This window comes from uncultured Kluyvera sp., from assembly GCF_902485085.1.
Taxonomy (GTDB): Bacteria; Pseudomonadota; Gammaproteobacteria; order Enterobacterales; family Enterobacteriaceae; genus Kluyvera; species Kluyvera ascorbata.
The window spans coordinates 1-16,334 of the sequence record NZ_CABTJS010000002.1; the positions used below are offsets into that span (position 1 = coordinate 1).

Genomic DNA, 16,334 nt, shown 5'->3' on the forward strand with positions numbered 1-16,334 from the left:
AGGCGTTGCATAGGTCGGGTCTCAGTCCAGGGCATAGCGAGTCTCCTCTTCTATGCCAGTTATAACTGTTACCCATGTATCCGGTCTAAAGTGTTACCTATGTTTCCGGTTTGTACCGAATGTCCACCACGTGGGTGGAAGTACGGTACTTCACGCCCGGGTGCTGCAACGCCGCTTCCCAGACGGTGGCATGAATATCGACGCGGTGGATAACCGCATACGGGCCGCCGAAGTGATCGCGGAATGCCTGCCCCGTTTCAATATGAATCACCTCTTCGCCGTTGACCGCATCCATCATGGTGATGTGGTCGGTAAAGACCGCACGCTGACGGGCGACTTCACCCACGCCGAGGCTGTCGAGCGCCGAAAACGCGTTCGGCCCCAGCTGGATCCCGGCGCCAATTTCGCCAATTTCGTGCGCCTGCTCCAGCAGCATCACCTGGATGCCCTGACGCGCCAGCGACAGCGCGGTGGCTGCGCCACCAATACCGCCGCCGACAATAATTGCACGCGTAACTTTAGCCATGATTCTTCTCCTTTTCAGACTACGCCGGGATCTTGTCCTGCTGGTTTTCAGGGGCCGCCGCGATAAACGCCGGCAACGCCGTACACGCATCGTATACGGCTTTACAGCGTGGGAAACCGCTTAAATCGCAGCCCATACGCTCGGCGTTCGCCCACTGCGGCACCAGGCAGCAGTCGGCAAGCGTTGGCGCATCGCCGAAGCAAAACGCCCCTGATTGGCCACGGCGCAGCAGCTGTTCTACCGCGCTCAGCCCCTGCTGGATCCAGTGTGCATACCAGCGTTTTTTCTCTTCTTCACTCACCTTCAGCTCATCACTGAGGTAGCGCAATACGCGCATGTTGTTGATGGGGTGGATGTCGCAACTGATGGCGTACACCACTTCCAGCACTCGCATGCGCTGGGGATCCTTCGCCGGTAGCAGCGGCGTCTGCGGGAAATGTCTGTCCAGCCAGTCAATAATCGCCAGCGACTGCCCCAGTGATTCACCCTCGTCGGTGATAAGCGCAGGGACCAGCCCTACCGGGTTCAGACGTCGGTACTCCAGCGCGTTCTGCTGGCCGATGCGGATGTTGACCCCGACGGTCTGGTAGTCAATGCCCTTCAGCGCCATCGCAATACGTACGCGGTAAGAGGCCGAACTATTAAAAAAACTGTACAGCTTCATCATTCACCTCAAACAATTTTGACCGCGATAGGCGTTAACCCTTCTACGTTACCGGTGATGGTTTCGCCCTTCACGACCGCGCCAACGCCTTCTGGCGTGCCGGTGAAGATAAGGTCGCCCGGCTGCAGTTCGAAGAAACCAGACAGGTAGCTGATGGTCTCCTTCACATCCCAGATCAGGTGCTGAATATCGCTGCGCTGGCGGTCTTTGCCGTCAACCTGCAGCCAGATTGGCGCTTTTTCCAGAGACGGCGCGTCGGCCACTTTGTGCAGCGGCGCAATCGGTGCAGACAGGTCGAAGGCTTTACCGATTTCCCACGGACGGCCCATCTGACGCATCTCCATCTGGCGGTCGCGGCGGGTCATATCCAGACCGGTGGCGTAGCCCCAGATGTACTCTTCGGCTTTCTCCAGCGGGATATCGCTGCCTTTTTTACCAATGGCGACCACCAGCTCAATTTCGTAGTGATAGTTGTCGGTCTGCGCCGGGTAGGCCAGGTTCAGGGTTTCACCTGCGGCAACGGGAACCACGGCATCCGCCGGTTTGCAGAAGAAGAATGGCGGCTCGCGATCCGGGTCAAAGCCCATTTCACGGGCGTGGGCGGCATAGTTACGGCCCACGCAGTAAACGCGGCGTACCGGGAACTGCTCATCGCTGCCGACAACCGGTACGGCAACTGGAGCCTGGGGTTCAAATACGTATTTGCTCATCTTTCTTCTCCTGAATTAATAACGCGCTTCGCGGAACAGTCCCAGGGCTTCCTGGACGGGTCTATCCGAGAAACTGAATAGCACGGTCTCTTCTGGCGTGTTGAACGACACGCTGTGCCAGGTCGGCACGACAAAAATATCTTTCGCTTTAAAGCTGAAGGTCTGCTCGCCGATGGTCACTTCGCCGCTGCCTTCCACCACGTGGTAGATGGTGCTGTCGGTAGTGCGCGCCTGACGCGACTGGAAGCCTTTCGGCAACAGTTGCAGGAACGCCCCCATCGACGGCATCGGGTAGCCCCCGGTCACCGGGTTGACGTAGCGCATCTTGTAGCCGTCCCATTCGTCGGCATCGCCCATGTGCATCAGATCATGCAGCGCTTCACGGCTGCGGTCGTAGCGGTAGTTGAAAATCGGTGATGAATTACCCACCTGATGGCGCAGCGGCAGCATGTTGGCGGCATAGCGCGGCAGGTAATCGCCCTCTTTTCGGGTCACCGGCTGCTGCTCTTCCGGGTAATCTTCCGCGAAGCCGCAACCGAGGTAGTTAACCAGCGGCAGGTCAAGACCATCGAGCCAGATAACCGGTTCATCGCCCGGGTTACCGTGGTCATGCCAGCGCCACTGCGGGGTAAGGATAAAGTCGCCGGGGCTCATCTGGGTGCGCTCGCCGTCGACGGCGGTAAACGCGCCGTGGCCTTCCACCACAAAGCGCAGCGCCGACTGGTTATGGCGATGGCTCGGGGCGATTTCACCCGGCATAATCAGCTGCAGGCCCGCGTACAGCGACGAGGTAATTGATGACTGACCGCGCAGGCCGGGGTTTTCCAGCACCAGCACGCGGCGAACCGCCTCTTTTGCGCCAATCAGCGTGCCGCTTTCCAGCAGCAGCGGGCGAATTTCCTAGTAGTTCCAGTAGGCCGGAGCGCAGTTGGCGTTTGGCGTTTTTGGCACCAGATGGTGCAGCGATTCCCATAGCGGCGTCAGGTTTTGCCCGGAAATGTGCTGGTAGAACTGTTGGCGATCGTGTTTTACGTCCGAGGTCATTATTATTCTCCTTAACTTTTCACCGCGCCCATCACAGGCTGCGATTCGGGTACTCGGGATGATTGGCGCACTACCAGGGTCAGGAGCGTCAGCATGATGGCGCTGATGGTGGCCGGTACGGCAATCACAAAGAACAGGGTGTCGAATGAGAAATTCATCGCCATCATCACGCCGCCGGAAATGGAGCCGACGATTGCGCCGCAGCGCCCAATGGCGTTTGACCAGCTCACGCCGGTGGCGCGGCTCTGGGTCGGGTAGAGGGTGGCGGTCAAGGCGTTCAGCCCCACCTGTGAGCCGCTGATGCCGATGCCAGTGCCGAAAATCGCCAGCGCCATCATCCACAGGCCGTTTTCACTCAGGCCAATCATCACAATGCACACCGCCCCCAGCGCATAGCTCACCGCCAGCACCCAGAACGGATTGAATTTGTCCATTAAGACGCCGAGCATCAGCGCGCCCAGCGTGCCGCCCACCTGGAACGCCGCCGTTACCCACGAGGCGTGCTGGAGATCGATACCGCGATGGTTCAGCAGGGTTGGCATCCAGCTAGAGAGTAAATAGATGATCAGCAGGCTCATAAAGAACACCACCCACAGCATCAGCGTGATAGTGAGCTGACGCCCGGTAAAAAGTTGGCTGATACTGCCCTTTTTGGTCGCCGCCGGTTCATCAAGCCAGAACTCGGTATCGTCGTAGCGTTCGCCGGTCATGGCGCTGACGGTGCGGCGAATTTCCGCCTGTGGACGCTGGCGACGCACCAGCCAGCGCGGGGACTCCGGCAACGCCGCCAGCAGTGCGAAGAACAGCACGATTGGCAGCACGCCGCCCAGCACCAGAATGCCGTGCCAGCCAATCACTCCCACCAACTGTGCGCTGACGATGCCGCCAAAGGCTGAGCCGAGCGTGAAGCCGCAGAACATCAACGTCACCAGCGCGCCGCGACGGCGGGCCGGCAGGTATTCAGAGGTCATGGTGATGGTATTTGGCATTGCGCCGCCAAGGCCCAGGCCGGTTAAGAAACGCAGGATAATCAGGGCTTCAAGATTCGGTGAGAACGCCGACAGCAGGCTGAAGAGGCCGAACAACGCGACGCACCATTCGATGACGCGTTTGCGCCCGAGTCGGTCAGAGAGCGGGCCGCACAGTAAGGCCCCTGCGGTTAAACCCAACAGCCCCGCGCCAAACAGCGGTGCCAGGTCGCCTGCGGTCAGTTGCCAGTGGTCGCGAATAGCCGGGGCGATAAAGCCAATCGCGGCGGTATCAAAACCGTCCATCATCACCACCAGGAAACAGCAGATGATGACGCGCCACTGCATCTTGCCGATCGGAGCGACATCGATGAGTGCCTGTAGTTCACGTCGTTGCGTCATAGGGAGGGCCTCGGTATGTGCAGGTTATCCACGTATCCGTCCGCGCTTTCGCCAAAACGGCTCAGGGTAAGATGTTTCTTTTTTTGCTTTTATGTTGCCATTTTGTGATAAGTGAAATGAGTTGTACAATGGCATTTCATGCCCTTCCATAACCTGGAGGTTATATCTCATGGCAGACTGGACGCAGAAGCTGAAGCTCCACCATCTGAAAATGCTGGTCGCACTCGGCGAGCAGGGAAACCTGACTCAGGTCGCGAAGATGATGCACATCACCCAGCCCGCGCTCTCTAAGTGGCTAACCCAGTTTGAAGAGGAGCTGGGCCTCACGCTGTTTGAACGGCACAGTAAAGGGCTACGCGTATCGGAAGGCGGCAAACTGCTGCTCCAGCACGCCCAGCGGCTGATTAACGATATCGAACGTTCACAGTTTGAGATGGAGCGCTTTAAGCAGGGCGGCCTCGTGGGAAGCCTGAAAATTGGCTGCTCGCCGGTCGCCACCGACTGCGTCTCTCAGGCTATTTTCCCACTGCTTGCCGAGATGCCGACGCTGCATCTGAATATTGAAGAGAAGGTGATGACGCCGCTGCTGCACGATTTGCAGTCCGGCGTCGTGGACGTGGTGGTCGGGCGCATCGGCGGCCGGGCGCTGGAACTGCCGCTGAATTACGAGGTGCTGTACACCGAACCGGTCTGCTTCGTCGCGCGAACCGACCACCCCCTCGCTCATCGCAGCCGCCTGTCGTGGGAAGACCTGGCATCATGGCGCTGGATAGTCTGGCCTAACGGCACGCCGATTCGTCAAAGTATCGACAACGCGCTGGTGGAAAACGGCGTCATGCTGCCGGAAAACACCATCGAGTCGGCATCAATGAACGTCAGCGTTAACCTGCTGCAAAGCAGCGACATGATTTCGATTCTGTCCCTGCGTCTGGCCGAGCGTTATCAAAATCAGGGTCAGCTCGCCATTCTGGCTCTGCCAAAGGTTGAGCAGAAAGGCAGCGTCGGCGTATTCTGGCGCAAATCGAGCACGCCTTCCCTCGCGCTTAGCCGGTTTCTCCACTATTTGTCGCATCCGGTACAAATGGAGGGATAACGCCGGGCAGATGCCTGATGTTCACGTTATCTATATCAGGTATGCTCAGATTTCATGATGTGATCGGTAGCACATTTCAGGGTTTAATTGTATGATGAATGCATTCCACCAAAGGTGAATCCCATGCTCAAATCGCTGAATTTAATCTGGCAATACCTGCGTGCATTCGTGCTGATTTACGCCTGTTTGTATGCCGGTATTTTTATTTCGTCGCTGCTGCCCATAACCATTCCTGGCAGCATTATCGGCATGCTTATTATGTTTGTGCTGCTGGCGCTGCAAATCCTGCCCGCGAAGTGGGTTAACCCCGGCTGCTACATCCTGATCCGCTATATGGCGCTGCTGTTTGTGCCGATTGGCGTCGGTGTGATGCAGTACTTCTCGCTGCTGAGCGCGCAGTTCGGCCCGGTAGTCGTCTCCTGCACCATCAGTACGTTGGTCGTCCTGGTAGTGGTGAGCTGGAGCTCTCACCTGGTTCACGGTGAGCGTAAAGTGGTTGGTCGTGATGGAGCGGATAAATAATGCTGCACTATATCTGGTGGTCTTTACCGCTAACTTTGGTTGTCTTTTTTGCCGCCCGTAAGCTTGCCACACGCTTTAAAATGCCGCTGCTCAACCCGCTGCTGGTGTCGATGGTGGTGATTATTCCGTTCTTGCTGCTGACCGGTATTCCGTACGATCATTACTTTAAAGGCAGCGAAGTGCTGAACGACCTGTTGCAGCCTGCGGTGGTCGCTCTTGCTTATCCGCTGTATGAACAGCTGCACCAGATCCGCGCCCGCTGGAAATCTATCATCACTATCTGCTTTGTCGGCAGCGCGGTGGCGATGATTACCGGCACGTCGGTGGCATTGATGATGGGGGCTTCGCCACAGATTGCTGCGTCTATTCTGCCGAAATCCGTGACCACGCCGATTGCAATGGCGGTCAGCGGCAGTATCGGCGGTATCCCGGCAATTAGCGCCGTGTGCGTGATTTACGTCGGTATTCTCGGTGCGGTGTTTGGCCACACCTTGCTGAACCTGATGCGGATTACCACCAAAGCCTCACGCGGGCTGTCGATGGGGACCGCGTCGCACGCCCTCGGTACCGCGCGCTGTGCAGAGATGGATTATCAGGAAGGAGCGTTTAGTTCGCTGGCGTTGGTTATCTGCGGCATCATTACCTCGCTGATTGCGCCATTCCTGTTCCCGATTATTCTGTCGGTGATGGGATAAAACGAGACAAATCACACATTTTTAATTGATGTTACACACGTTGCATTAACAATGAGATATTGATCACTAATTGGGGCGTCCGCGCCCCGTACACTACGATCCCATTACATTGTTATGAGGCACAACGCCATGCATCCACGTTTTCAATCTGCTTTTTCGCAACTGGCGGCAGATCTGCAGACCGCTATCGCTCCCCTGCTAGCCGATCCGCACTTCCCTGCTCTGCTGAGCGCCGAGCAGGTCTCTTCGCTGCAAGCAGCGACGGGGCTGGACGAAGACGCGCTCGCTTTTGCCCTCCTGCCGCTGTCCGCCGCCTGTGCTCGTGCAGATCTGTCTCACTTTAACGTCGGTGCTATCGCCCGCGGCGTGAGCGGAACCTGGTACTTTGGCGGCAACATGGAGTTCCTCGGCGCCACCATGCAGCAAACCGTGCATGCCGAGCAGAGCGCCATCAGCCATGCCTGGCTGCGCGGCGAAAAAGCCCTACAGGCTATCACCGTCAACTACACGCCGTGCGGCCACTGTCGTCAGTTTATGAATGAACTGAACAGCGGGCTGGCACTGCGTATCAATCTGCCGGGTCGTCAGCCGCATACGCTGAAAGACTACCTGCCGGATGCGTTTGGACCAAAAGATCTCGATATCAAAACCCTGCTGATGGACGAGCAGGATCACGGTTATCCGCTCGAAGGCGATGCGCTGGCGCAGGCCGCCATTCAGGCTGCCAACCATAGCCATACGCCATACAGCAAAGCGCCTTCCGGCGTAGCGTTGGAACTGCGCGACGGTACTATTTTCAGCGGCAGCTATGCGGAAAATGCCGCGTTCAACCCGACGTTGCCACCGTTGCAGGGTGCCCTGAACCTCCTGAGCCTGAACGGCTACGACTACCCGGATATCCAGCGCGCCATTCTGGCCGAACGCGCCGACGCACCGCTGATTCAGTGGGATGCCACCGCCGCTACGCTGAAAGCGCTGGGCTGCCACAATATCGATCGCGTGCTGTTGGGCTAACGATATAGCCCGGAGGAGGCGTGAACACGCCGACTCCGGGGTGACTCGCTTCCCTGTCCCGGCGGCGCTTCGCTTGGCCGGGCTACCAGACACCGGTTAATTTCCCCGCAATTAAACGATGGTTTCTTGCTCTTGTCCGACGGGTAAAGTAGCCTGATGTCTCCCTCGTCCACTATTGAGTCAAGTTCATGTTAAAGCGTGTGTTATACAGCCTGTTAGTCCTGTTCGGCCTGCTGCTGTTGACCGTGCTGGGTCTTGACCGTTGGATGAGCTGGAAAACGTCGCCCTATATTTACGATGAGCTGCAGGATCTCCCCTACCGACAGGTAGGCGTGGTGCTCGGTACCGCCAAGTACTACCGCACGGGCGTGATTAATCAATACTATCGTTACCGCATTCAGGGCGCGCTCAACGCCTACAACAGCGGCAAGGTCAATTATCTGCTGCTGAGCGGCGATAACGCGCTGCAAAGCTATAACGAACCGATGACCATGCGACGCGATTTGATCAAAGCAGGCGTCGATCCTGCCGATATCGTGCTCGACTACGCCGGTTTCCGCACGCTCGACTCTATCGTGCGTACCCGCAAAGTCTTCGACACCAACGATTTCATCATCATCACCCAGCGCTTTCACTGCGAACGCGCGCTGTTTATCGCCCTGCATATGGGGATTCAGGCGCAGTGCTACGCCGTGCCGTCACCGAAAGATATGTGGAGCGTCCGCCTTCGTGAGTTCGGTGCCCGCTTTGGCGCACTGGCTGACCTTTATCTCTTCAAGCGCGAGCCGCGTTTCTTAGGGCCGCTGATCCCAATTCCCGCCCAGCAGGAAGTGCCCGCAGGCGCTCAGGGGTATCCGGCTGTGACGCCAGAGCAGTTGCTGGAGTTACAGAAGAAGAAAACACAGTGACCTTTTTCTAAATACCTTCGTTCTTGCCATCAAATTAGTTGATGAATTCTTCATTCACTAATAGTTCTTATTTGCATCTTATGTATTCCTGCCATCGACAAATAACCATATAAAAAATATGGTTATTTGTGAATTCTTTCACAGAACCCTCCCCCTTCATCCGCTTAGCCTGCCAGTAGTTGTTTCACTTTATTTGCCTTAATTAAACTAATCATTAAGGGAGCAATTATGTCGCAACATCAATACCAGGATGAGCTGATTCCCGCCTTTACGCCGCTATTGGCAATCAAAGAGGCCTCCCGCTGTCTGCTGTGCCACGACGCGCCATGCAGCCAGTCTTGTCCGGCGGAGACCGACCCGGGCAAGTTCATTCGCTCAGTCTATTTCCGCAACTTTAAGGGCGCAGCCGAAACCATTCGGGAAAATAATGCGTTAGGGTCGGTGTGTGCACGGGTCTGCCCAACGGAAAAGCTGTGCCAGCAGGGCTGTTCGCGCTCAGGAATCGATACGCCGATTGATATTGGCCGCCTGCAGCGTTTTGTCACTGACTTTGAGCAGCAAACGGCGATGCAGATTTACCAACCGGGTCGTAAGGATAAAGGCAAAGTCGCCATCATTGGCGCGGGCCCTGCCGGATTACAGGCCAGCGTGACGCTCACCAATTTGGGTTATGACGTTACCCTGTTCGAAAAAGAAGCCCAGCCGGGCGGCTGGCTGCGGCACGGCATCCCGGAATTCCGCCTGCCGCAAAAGGTGCTGGATGCTGAAATTGCGCGAATCAGCGAAATGGGCGTAACGATTCGCTGCGGCTGCGAAGTCGGCCAAAACCTGACGCTCGCCGAGCTAAAAGCCGACTACCGCGCCGTACTGCTGACCGTTGGGATGCCCAAAGGCTCGACGCTGCCTCTGTTTAACGACGCCAACCCGGTCGAAATTGCCGTCGATTTTCTCCAGCGAGCCCGCACTTCTGGCGGCAATATCACCGTACCGCAAAGCGCGCTGATTGTCGGCGGTGGCGACGTGGCGATGGACGTGGCCAGCACGTTGAAAATTCTCGGCTGCCCGTCCGTCACCTGTGTTGCACGCGAAGAGCTGGCCGAATTCCCGGCAAGTGATAAAGAGTTCACCACCACCCAGGCGCTAGGCGTGTCAATTATCGATGGCTTTACACCTGTCGCCGTCACGGGTAACAACGTCACATTCCAGCACGTTCGCCTGCCCGGCAAGCTGACGCTGACGGCAGAGCGTATTTATCTCGCCGTGGGCCAACGCGCCGAGCTAGAGGCCTTTGCGGGTATTCAGGTACAGCGCAATATCGTGGAAACGCACGACTACCAGACCAGCGACCCTCAGCTCTTCGCCGCGGGCGATATCGTCAAGGGAGACAAAACCGTCGTCTACGCCGTGAAGACCGGGAAAGAAGCCGCTCAGGCCATTCATCACTATTTAGAGGAGGCATGAACATGTTAACTAAAGATCTGTCGGTCACCTTCTGCGGCGTCAAATTCCCTAACCCGTTCTGCCTCTCGTCTTCACCGGTGGGCAACTGCTACGACATGTGCGCCAAGGCCTATGACAGCGGCTGGGGCGGTATCGTGTTTAAAACCATCGGCTTCTTTATTGCCAATGAAGTCTCGCCGCGCTTCGACCATTTGACCAAAGAAGACACCGGGTTTATCGGCTTTAAAAACATGGAGCAGATTGCCGAGCACCCGTTGGCAGAAAACCTGGCGGCAATCCGCCAGCTCAAGCAGGACTACCCTGATAAAGTGCTGATCGCCTCGATCATGGGCGAAAATGAACAGCAGTGGCAGGATCTGGCGAGACTCGTCGAAGAAGCCGGTGCCGACATGATTGAATGCAACTTCTCCTGCCCACAGATGACCTCCCACGCGATGGGCAGCGACGTCGGGCAAAGCCCGGAACTGGTAGAGAAATACTGCCGGGCGGTGAAGCGCGGCTCCTCTCTGCCAATGCTGGCCAAAATGACGCCGAACATCGGCGATATGTGCGAAGTGGCGCTGGCGGCTAAACGCGGCGGTGCTGACAGTATTGCGACCATCAACACCGTTAAATCCATTACCAATATAGACCTCAACCGTAAAATCGGCATGCCGGTAGTCAACGGCAAATCCAGCATCTCCGGGTATTCCGGCAAGGCCGTTAAGCCGATCGCCCTACGCTTCATTCAACAGTTGCGCACTCACCCCGAACTGAAGGATTTCCCTATCAGCGGGATCGGCGGGATTGAAACCTGGGAAGACGCCGCCGAGTTTTTGCTGCTGGGCGCGGCGACGCTGCAGGTCACGACCGGCATCATGCAGTACGGCTATCGTATCGTCGAAGATATGATAAGCGGCCTCTCCCACTATCTTAACGATCAGGGCTTCCATTCGCTTGATGAAATGATTGGCCTTGCCAACCACAACATCGTACCGGCCGAAGACCTTGACCGCAGCTACATCGTCTACCCGCATATTAATCAGGCAAAATGCGTCGGCTGCGGCCGCTGCTATATCTCCTGCTACGACGGCGGGCATCAGGCGATGGAGTGGAATGAGGAAACCCGCACGCCGCACTGTGATACTGAAAAATGCGTCGGCTGCCTGCTCTGCGGACACGTCTGCCCGGTGGCCTGCATTAACCTTGGGGAGATAGCCTTTAAACCGGGTGAAAAAGCACACGCCGTCGCGCTTTAACCTCTTCAACCTGCGGCTACAAAATCAAAAACCCGGCATTTTTCGCCGGGCTCCTCTTATGTTTCTCTTGCTACGCTTATTTCTTACGCGCGTGCTTCAGGGAGTCCAGCGCTACGGCGAAGATAATGATCCCGCCCTTGATGATGTACTGCCAGTATGGGTTTACGCCGATATAGGTCAGGCCGTAGTTGATCACGGTGAAGATAATGACACCGGTCACCACGCCCAGAACGGTACCTACGCCGCCGCTGAATGACACCCCACCCACCACGCAGGCAGCAATCGCGTCCAGTTCGTACATAAAGCCGAGGTTGTTGGTTGCCGAGCCGATACGCCCTGCTTCCAGCATCCCGCCGAAGGCATAGAACACGCCGGACAGCGCATAAATCACCAGCAGGTTCAGCGCCACGTTAACGCCGGAGACTTTCGCCGCTTCCGGGTTGCCGCCGATAGCGAAGATGTTTTTACCAAAGCGGGTTTTGTTCCACAGGATCCAGACAAGACCAACGGCAATCAGCGCATAGAAGGTAATGTACGATAGGCGGAAGCTGCCCAGCGCGATAAACCCTTGCGTGAACGTCGAGAAGCCGCCATCGAAGCCGGAAATCGGCGACGCGCCCACGAAGTCGTAGTACAGGGAGTTGATGCCGTACACGATAATCATCGTACCCAGGGTCGTGATGAATGGCGTCACGTTCAGGTAGGCGATGATGATCCCGTTAATCAGACCGATGACCGCGCCAATGGCGCAGACAATCAGGATAACCACGAAGATTGGCATGGTTGCCATCTCCGGGAACACCTTGTTGGCGTTCTCCATCGACTGCAACAGCGTCGCCGCAATCACCGCCGCCAGACCCACCTGACGACCTGCGGACAGGTCAGTACCCTGGGTAACGATCAGCCCGGCAACGCCGAGGGCGATAATAATACGTACGGAAGACTGGGTCAGGATGTTACTGAGGTTCAACAAACTTAAGAAAGTTGGGTCCTGGATAATAATAATGGCCAGCAGAACCAAAAGAACAACGTAAATACCGCCATCTTTCAGATAAGTGAGAAAGCTTTTTTTATTTAACGCACTCATGTCGAGCCCCTGAAATTAAAGGTGCAATGACGCAAGACGGAGAATTTCGTTTTGCGTTGCAGTTTTCGTTTCAACAATCCCGGCAACCAGGCCATTACTCATGACAAGGATGCGGTCAGTAATACCCAGTAGCTCTGGCATTTCTGAAGAAATAATAATGATCCCTTTATCTTTCTTCGCCAGCTCGGCGATTAATTGATAAATTTCAAATTTTGCACCTACGTCGATACCACGAGTCGGTTCATCCAGCATCAGAATTTCAGGCTGGGTTAACAGCCAGCGTCCAATAATGACCTTCTGCTGGTTACCACCGGATAACGAACCAATCTGTGTGTGGTGTCCAGGCGTCTTCACGCGCATAGAGTCGATAACCCATTGGGTGTCGCTCTTCATGCGAGAGTTATCCAGCAGACCCACTTTATTTTTATAGTTCTTGATATTCGAAATTAATGAGTTAAATCCAATATCAAGGTAGGCGTAAATACCCGTCGAGCGACGTTCTTCGGTCACCAGCGCAAAGCCGTTATTAATCGCTTCGTTGGCGCTATGGTTATTAATTTTCTTGCCGTGCAGAGTAATAGTGCCGCCCGATTTTTCGCGCACACCAAACAGCGTTTCCACGATATCGGTACGCTTGGCTCCCACCAGCCCAGCGATGCCAAGGATTTCCCCTTTACGCAGCTGGAACGAAACGTCACGAATCGACGGCTGACGCAAGGACGTCAGATGCTGCACGTCGAGGATAACCTCGCCCGGTACGTTCTGGCGGTCCGGGAAACGCTGGTTCAGTGAGCGACCAACCATCATGGCGATGATCTTGTCCATATCCAACCCTTCCAGCGGCTGGGTGGCAATCCACTGACCATCACGCAGAACGGTGATTTCATCACACAGCTGGAAAATTTCTTCCATCTTATGCGAGATATAGACGATGCCGCAGCCGCGGTCTTTCAGCTTACGGATAATGGTAAACAGGTGGTTTACCTCTTTTTCCGTCAGCGACGACGTAGGTTCATCCATAATCACGATTTTCGCGTTATAGGAGAAGGCCTTGGCGATTTCAATCATCTGCATCTGCGACACGGAGAGCGTACCGACGCGCGCGCGCGGGTCGATATCAATATCCAGCTCATCAAAGATGGCTTTGGTATCACGATACATTTTGTCCTGGTCGACAAACATGCCTTTGGTTGGGTAACGACCTAACCACATGTTGTCCATGACCGAACGTTGTAATACCAGGTTAAGTTCCTGGTGAACCATGGAAATACCATTTTCCAGCGCTTCTTTAGCGGAATGGAAATCGATTTCTTTACCCTGGAATAGAATGCTGCCGGAATCTTTTTGGTAGATCCCAAATAGGCATTTTAATAACGTTGATTTGCCCGCGCCGTTTTCACCCATTAATGCATGGATAGAGTGCGGACGAACTTTCAGGTTAACATTATCGAGTGCTTTTACGCCCGGAAATGACTTGTTGATCTGGCTCATTTCCAACAAGAATTCGCCAGACGGCTCTCTATTATTGTTGTCCATATATATACCTGGCTGCGATATTTCTGCGTCAGTATTTATAGGGCGCACAAATGCGCGCCCTATATATTTAAAGATTACTTACCGGTGAATTCGCTAAGGTTGTCTTTATCTACGCCAACGTAAGGTACGCGGACGATTTTATTCTCGATCTTCCAGTTGGTGCCATCAGCGGCGCCTTTACCGGCAGCGAGGTTTTTCGCCAGATCGAAGGTCGCTTTCGCCTGGTTGTTAGCATCGTTCAGCACGGTACCCGCCATTGCCCCAGATTTAACCAGCGCCAGCGCTTCTGGCAGCGCATCCACGCCGAAGACAGGGATGGAAGATTTGTTGTGCGCTTTCAGCGCTTCTACCGCACCCATTGCCATCGCATCGTTGTTGGCGATAACGACTTCAATTTTGTTAGCGTTAGGGCCGGACAGCCATGCGTCCATCTTGTCTTTAGCCTGAGCGGTATCCCACATGGCGGTATCCAGCTGCAGCTGCTGGGTTTTCAGGCCCTTGTCGTTCAGCTCTTTGATAACGTAGGTGGTACGCGCTTCAGCATCCGGGTGGCCCGGTTCGCCTTTCAGCAGCACGAACTGAATCTGGCCGTCTTTGTTCAGGTCCCAGTTTGGGTTTGCCGCCCAGTGTTTAGCAATCAGATCGCCCTGGATAATACCGGATTCTTTAGAATCGGTGCCCACGTAGTACGCTTTGTCATAGCTATCCAGCGCTTTACGAGAAGGTTCTTTGTTGAAGAAAACGATCGGTACATTCTGACCGCGCGCTTTTTCAATGACCGTGCCTGCCGCCGCAGGGTCAACCAGGTTGATAGCCAGCGCCTTCACGCCTTTTGCCAGCAGCACGTCAATCTGGTCGTTCTGCTTAGACTGGTCGTTCTGGGAGTCGTTCATCAGCAGCTGAACGTCCGGCGCGGCTTTCGCATCTTTCTCGATAGCTTTACGCACAACGGACATAAAGTTGTCGTCGTATTTATAGATAGTTACGCCAATACGGGTATCGGCAGCGTGCGCTGCTGCACCGAAAAACATGCTGGCCATCAGGGCAGACAGGGTTAACACCTTCTTATTCATGGTATCTCCGGTTTTATTATGCAGGGTAGTTCGGGTGAAAATAGTCGGCGGGCAGAGTTAATAAATTGTTACTGCACGACGAAATTCACTGATAAAAATTTGTTCTTCCGTGTTGAGCAACAATCCAGATGACGTTCTAAACTGTTTTTGCAGCTGATTTACGCTATAAAAAGTGATTAATCACCGTTACATCATGTTTCAGCCTGATAAACGCTGCCATCATAGCGATGCCGATGTTAACAATCTGTGAATTTACTCACAGATTGAAAACGGTTACATAACACTAACAAATTAGTTCGTGATGGGATGCACAGATTGCCGCTGCGCCACAGAATGGCGACGAACCAGGGTCGGCATAAAACAGTGAGTGGCCTCACTATCAAGCTTGCCCGCCGCCCCTAAAAGCGCCAGCTCCGTCGCCTGTTTTGCCATAGAAACAATCGGGTAGCGGATGGTCGTCAACTGTGGATCGGTATAGCGAGCAATGGGAATATCGTCAAAGCCGATGACTGAAACCTGCTGCGGTACGGCAATACCGTTATCTTTAAGCGCACTCAGCGCGCCGGCCGCCATATTATCGTTATAGGCAAACACGGCGGTTAGCCCGGCATTGCGTCCGAGCAGTTCGACCATGGCCGCTTCCCCACCCTGCATATCCGGCGAGCCGGTGCCAACCCAGCTATCGGGAGCGACAATGCCCTGCTCCAGCAGCGCACGCGCCCACCCTTCCCGGCGCATATCATCATCTTCAATGCTGTGGCTGGACGCGAGATAGCCAATGCGCTGATGCCCATGATTGAGCAGCATCCGGGTTCCCATCAGCGCACCGCTGACGTTATCCAGGCAGACGCAGCGATGGGCATAGCCGGGAACGATACGGTTAATCAGCACCATGCCGGGCATGTGTGCCATAAACTCGCTGAGTTCCCGATCGCTTAAGGCTTTAGAATGGACGATAAGCGCACTACAGCGCTGACGAATCAGCACCTCAATGGCGTTGCGCTCTTTTTCTGCTTCGTGGTAGCTATTGCCAATAAGCACATATTTATGATGCTGCTGGGCGACGGTATCCACCGCTTTAACCAGCGCGCCAAAGAAGGCGTCGGAGACGTCCATCACCACGCAGCCAATGGTATCGCTGACCTGCGTTGCCAGCGCTTGCGCGTTCGCATTCGGACGATAACCCAATGCCGACACCGCTTTCATCACGGTATCGCGGGTATCCTGACTGACCAGAGCGCTGTTGTTCAGCACCCGTGAAACGGTGGCAACGGAAACGCCCGCCTGGCGGGCGACATCACGAATGGTGATCATACTCACCGCCCGATTTAATATTGCTGCAGTTCACGTTACACCCCCTATGTACAGCGAGAGCGCTATTCTGGCAGTGAGT

At 55.2% G+C, this 16,334-nt stretch carries 14 protein-coding genes and 2 pseudogenes; 7 read left to right on the forward strand and 9 right to left on the reverse strand.

Features of this window, described 5'->3' with window-relative positions:
* Positions 1–103 precede the first annotated feature (103 nt).
* The 5 genes and pseudogenes from RDN66_RS00035 to RDN66_RS00055 all read right to left on the reverse strand — a co-directional run.
* Positions 104–526 (reverse strand): annotated as a pseudogene (locus tag RDN66_RS00035) (FAD-dependent oxidoreductase); the annotation flags it as partial.
* A 19-nt stretch (positions 527–545) separates the two neighbouring features.
* The gene (gene maiA, locus RDN66_RS00040) at positions 546–1,190 is read right to left on the reverse strand and encodes a maleylacetoacetate isomerase (RefSeq protein WP_270503766.1); all 645 of its coding nucleotides are present in this window, start codon (positions 1,188–1,190) and stop codon (positions 546–548) included.
* Between the two features lie 8 nt (positions 1,191–1,198).
* Positions 1,199–1,900: a fumarylacetoacetate hydrolase family protein gene (locus RDN66_RS00045; RefSeq protein WP_035893426.1), complete on the reverse strand. Its 702-nt coding sequence runs from the start codon at positions 1,898–1,900 to the stop codon at positions 1,199–1,201.
* Positions 1,901–1,915: 15 nt separating this feature from the next.
* Positions 1,916–2,944 (reverse strand): annotated as a pseudogene (gene gtdA / locus RDN66_RS00050) (gentisate 1,2-dioxygenase).
* Between the two features lie 11 nt (positions 2,945–2,955).
* Positions 2,956–4,314, reverse strand: coding sequence for an aromatic acid/H+ symport family MFS transporter (locus RDN66_RS00055; protein WP_202217590.1), 1,359 nt, complete (start codon positions 4,312–4,314; stop codon positions 2,956–2,958).
* A gap of 169 nt (positions 4,315–4,483) precedes the next feature.
* Between RDN66_RS00055 and RDN66_RS00060 the strand changes: the two genes are divergently transcribed.
* The 7 genes from RDN66_RS00060 (at position 4,484) to preA (ending at position 11,245) form a co-directional block, all read left to right on the forward strand.
* Positions 4,484–5,407 carry a LysR substrate-binding domain-containing protein gene (locus RDN66_RS00060; RefSeq protein WP_035893430.1) on the forward strand — a complete coding sequence of 308 codons (924 nt, stop codon included), beginning with the start codon at positions 4,484–4,486 and terminating at the stop codon, positions 5,405–5,407.
* A 123-nt stretch (positions 5,408–5,530) separates the two neighbouring features.
* Entirely contained in the window at positions 5,531–5,929 is a 399-nt protein-coding gene (locus tag RDN66_RS00065) for a CidA/LrgA family protein (protein ID WP_035893432.1), read from the forward strand.
* On the forward strand, positions 5,929–6,624 hold the full coding sequence (locus RDN66_RS00070; protein WP_035893437.1) for a CidB/LrgB family autolysis modulator: 696 nt from the start codon (positions 5,929–5,931) through the stop codon (positions 6,622–6,624). Before RDN66_RS00065 ends, RDN66_RS00070 begins: the two co-directional genes overlap by 1 nt.
* 129 nt (positions 6,625–6,753) lie before the next feature.
* Positions 6,754–7,638, forward strand: a complete 885-nt coding sequence (cdd, locus tag RDN66_RS00075) for a cytidine deaminase (RefSeq protein WP_202217589.1) — start codon at positions 6,754–6,756, stop codon at positions 7,636–7,638.
* Between the two features lie 188 nt (positions 7,639–7,826).
* Positions 7,827–8,546: an outer membrane permeability protein SanA gene (gene sanA / locus RDN66_RS00080; protein WP_035893440.1), complete on the forward strand. Its 720-nt coding sequence runs from the start codon at positions 7,827–7,829 to the stop codon at positions 8,544–8,546.
* 228 nt (positions 8,547–8,774) lie between these two features.
* Positions 8,775–10,007, forward strand: coding sequence for an NAD(P)-dependent oxidoreductase (locus RDN66_RS00085; protein WP_308537432.1), 1,233 nt, complete (start codon positions 8,775–8,777; stop codon positions 10,005–10,007).
* Positions 10,008–10,009: 2 nt separating this feature from the next.
* Entirely contained in the window at positions 10,010–11,245 is a 1,236-nt protein-coding gene (gene preA / locus RDN66_RS00090; RefSeq protein WP_202217587.1) for an NAD-dependent dihydropyrimidine dehydrogenase subunit PreA, read from the forward strand.
* 76 nt (positions 11,246–11,321) lie between these two features.
* Here the strand turns inward: preA and mglC are convergent, their stop codons facing one another.
* The 4 genes from mglC to galS all read right to left on the reverse strand — a co-directional run bounded on the left by mglC (position 11,322) and on the right by galS (position 16,255).
* Entirely contained in the window at positions 11,322–12,332 is a 1,011-nt protein-coding gene (gene mglC, locus RDN66_RS00095) for a galactose/methyl galactoside ABC transporter permease MglC (RefSeq protein ID WP_308537433.1), read from the reverse strand.
* Between the two features lie 15 nt (positions 12,333–12,347).
* Entirely contained in the window at positions 12,348–13,868 is a 1,521-nt protein-coding gene (gene mglA, locus RDN66_RS00100) for a galactose/methyl galactoside ABC transporter ATP-binding protein MglA (protein WP_035893446.1), read from the reverse strand.
* 74 nt (positions 13,869–13,942) lie between these two features.
* The gene (mglB, locus tag RDN66_RS00105; protein ID WP_035893447.1) at positions 13,943–14,941 is read right to left on the reverse strand and encodes a galactose/glucose ABC transporter substrate-binding protein MglB; all 999 of its coding nucleotides are present in this window, start codon (positions 14,939–14,941) and stop codon (positions 13,943–13,945) included.
* A gap of 291 nt (positions 14,942–15,232) precedes the next feature.
* The gene (gene galS / locus RDN66_RS00110; RefSeq protein WP_035893449.1) at positions 15,233–16,255 is read right to left on the reverse strand and encodes an HTH-type transcriptional regulator GalS; all 1,023 of its coding nucleotides are present in this window, start codon (positions 16,253–16,255) and stop codon (positions 15,233–15,235) included.
* Positions 16,256–16,334: the final 79 nt, after the last annotated feature.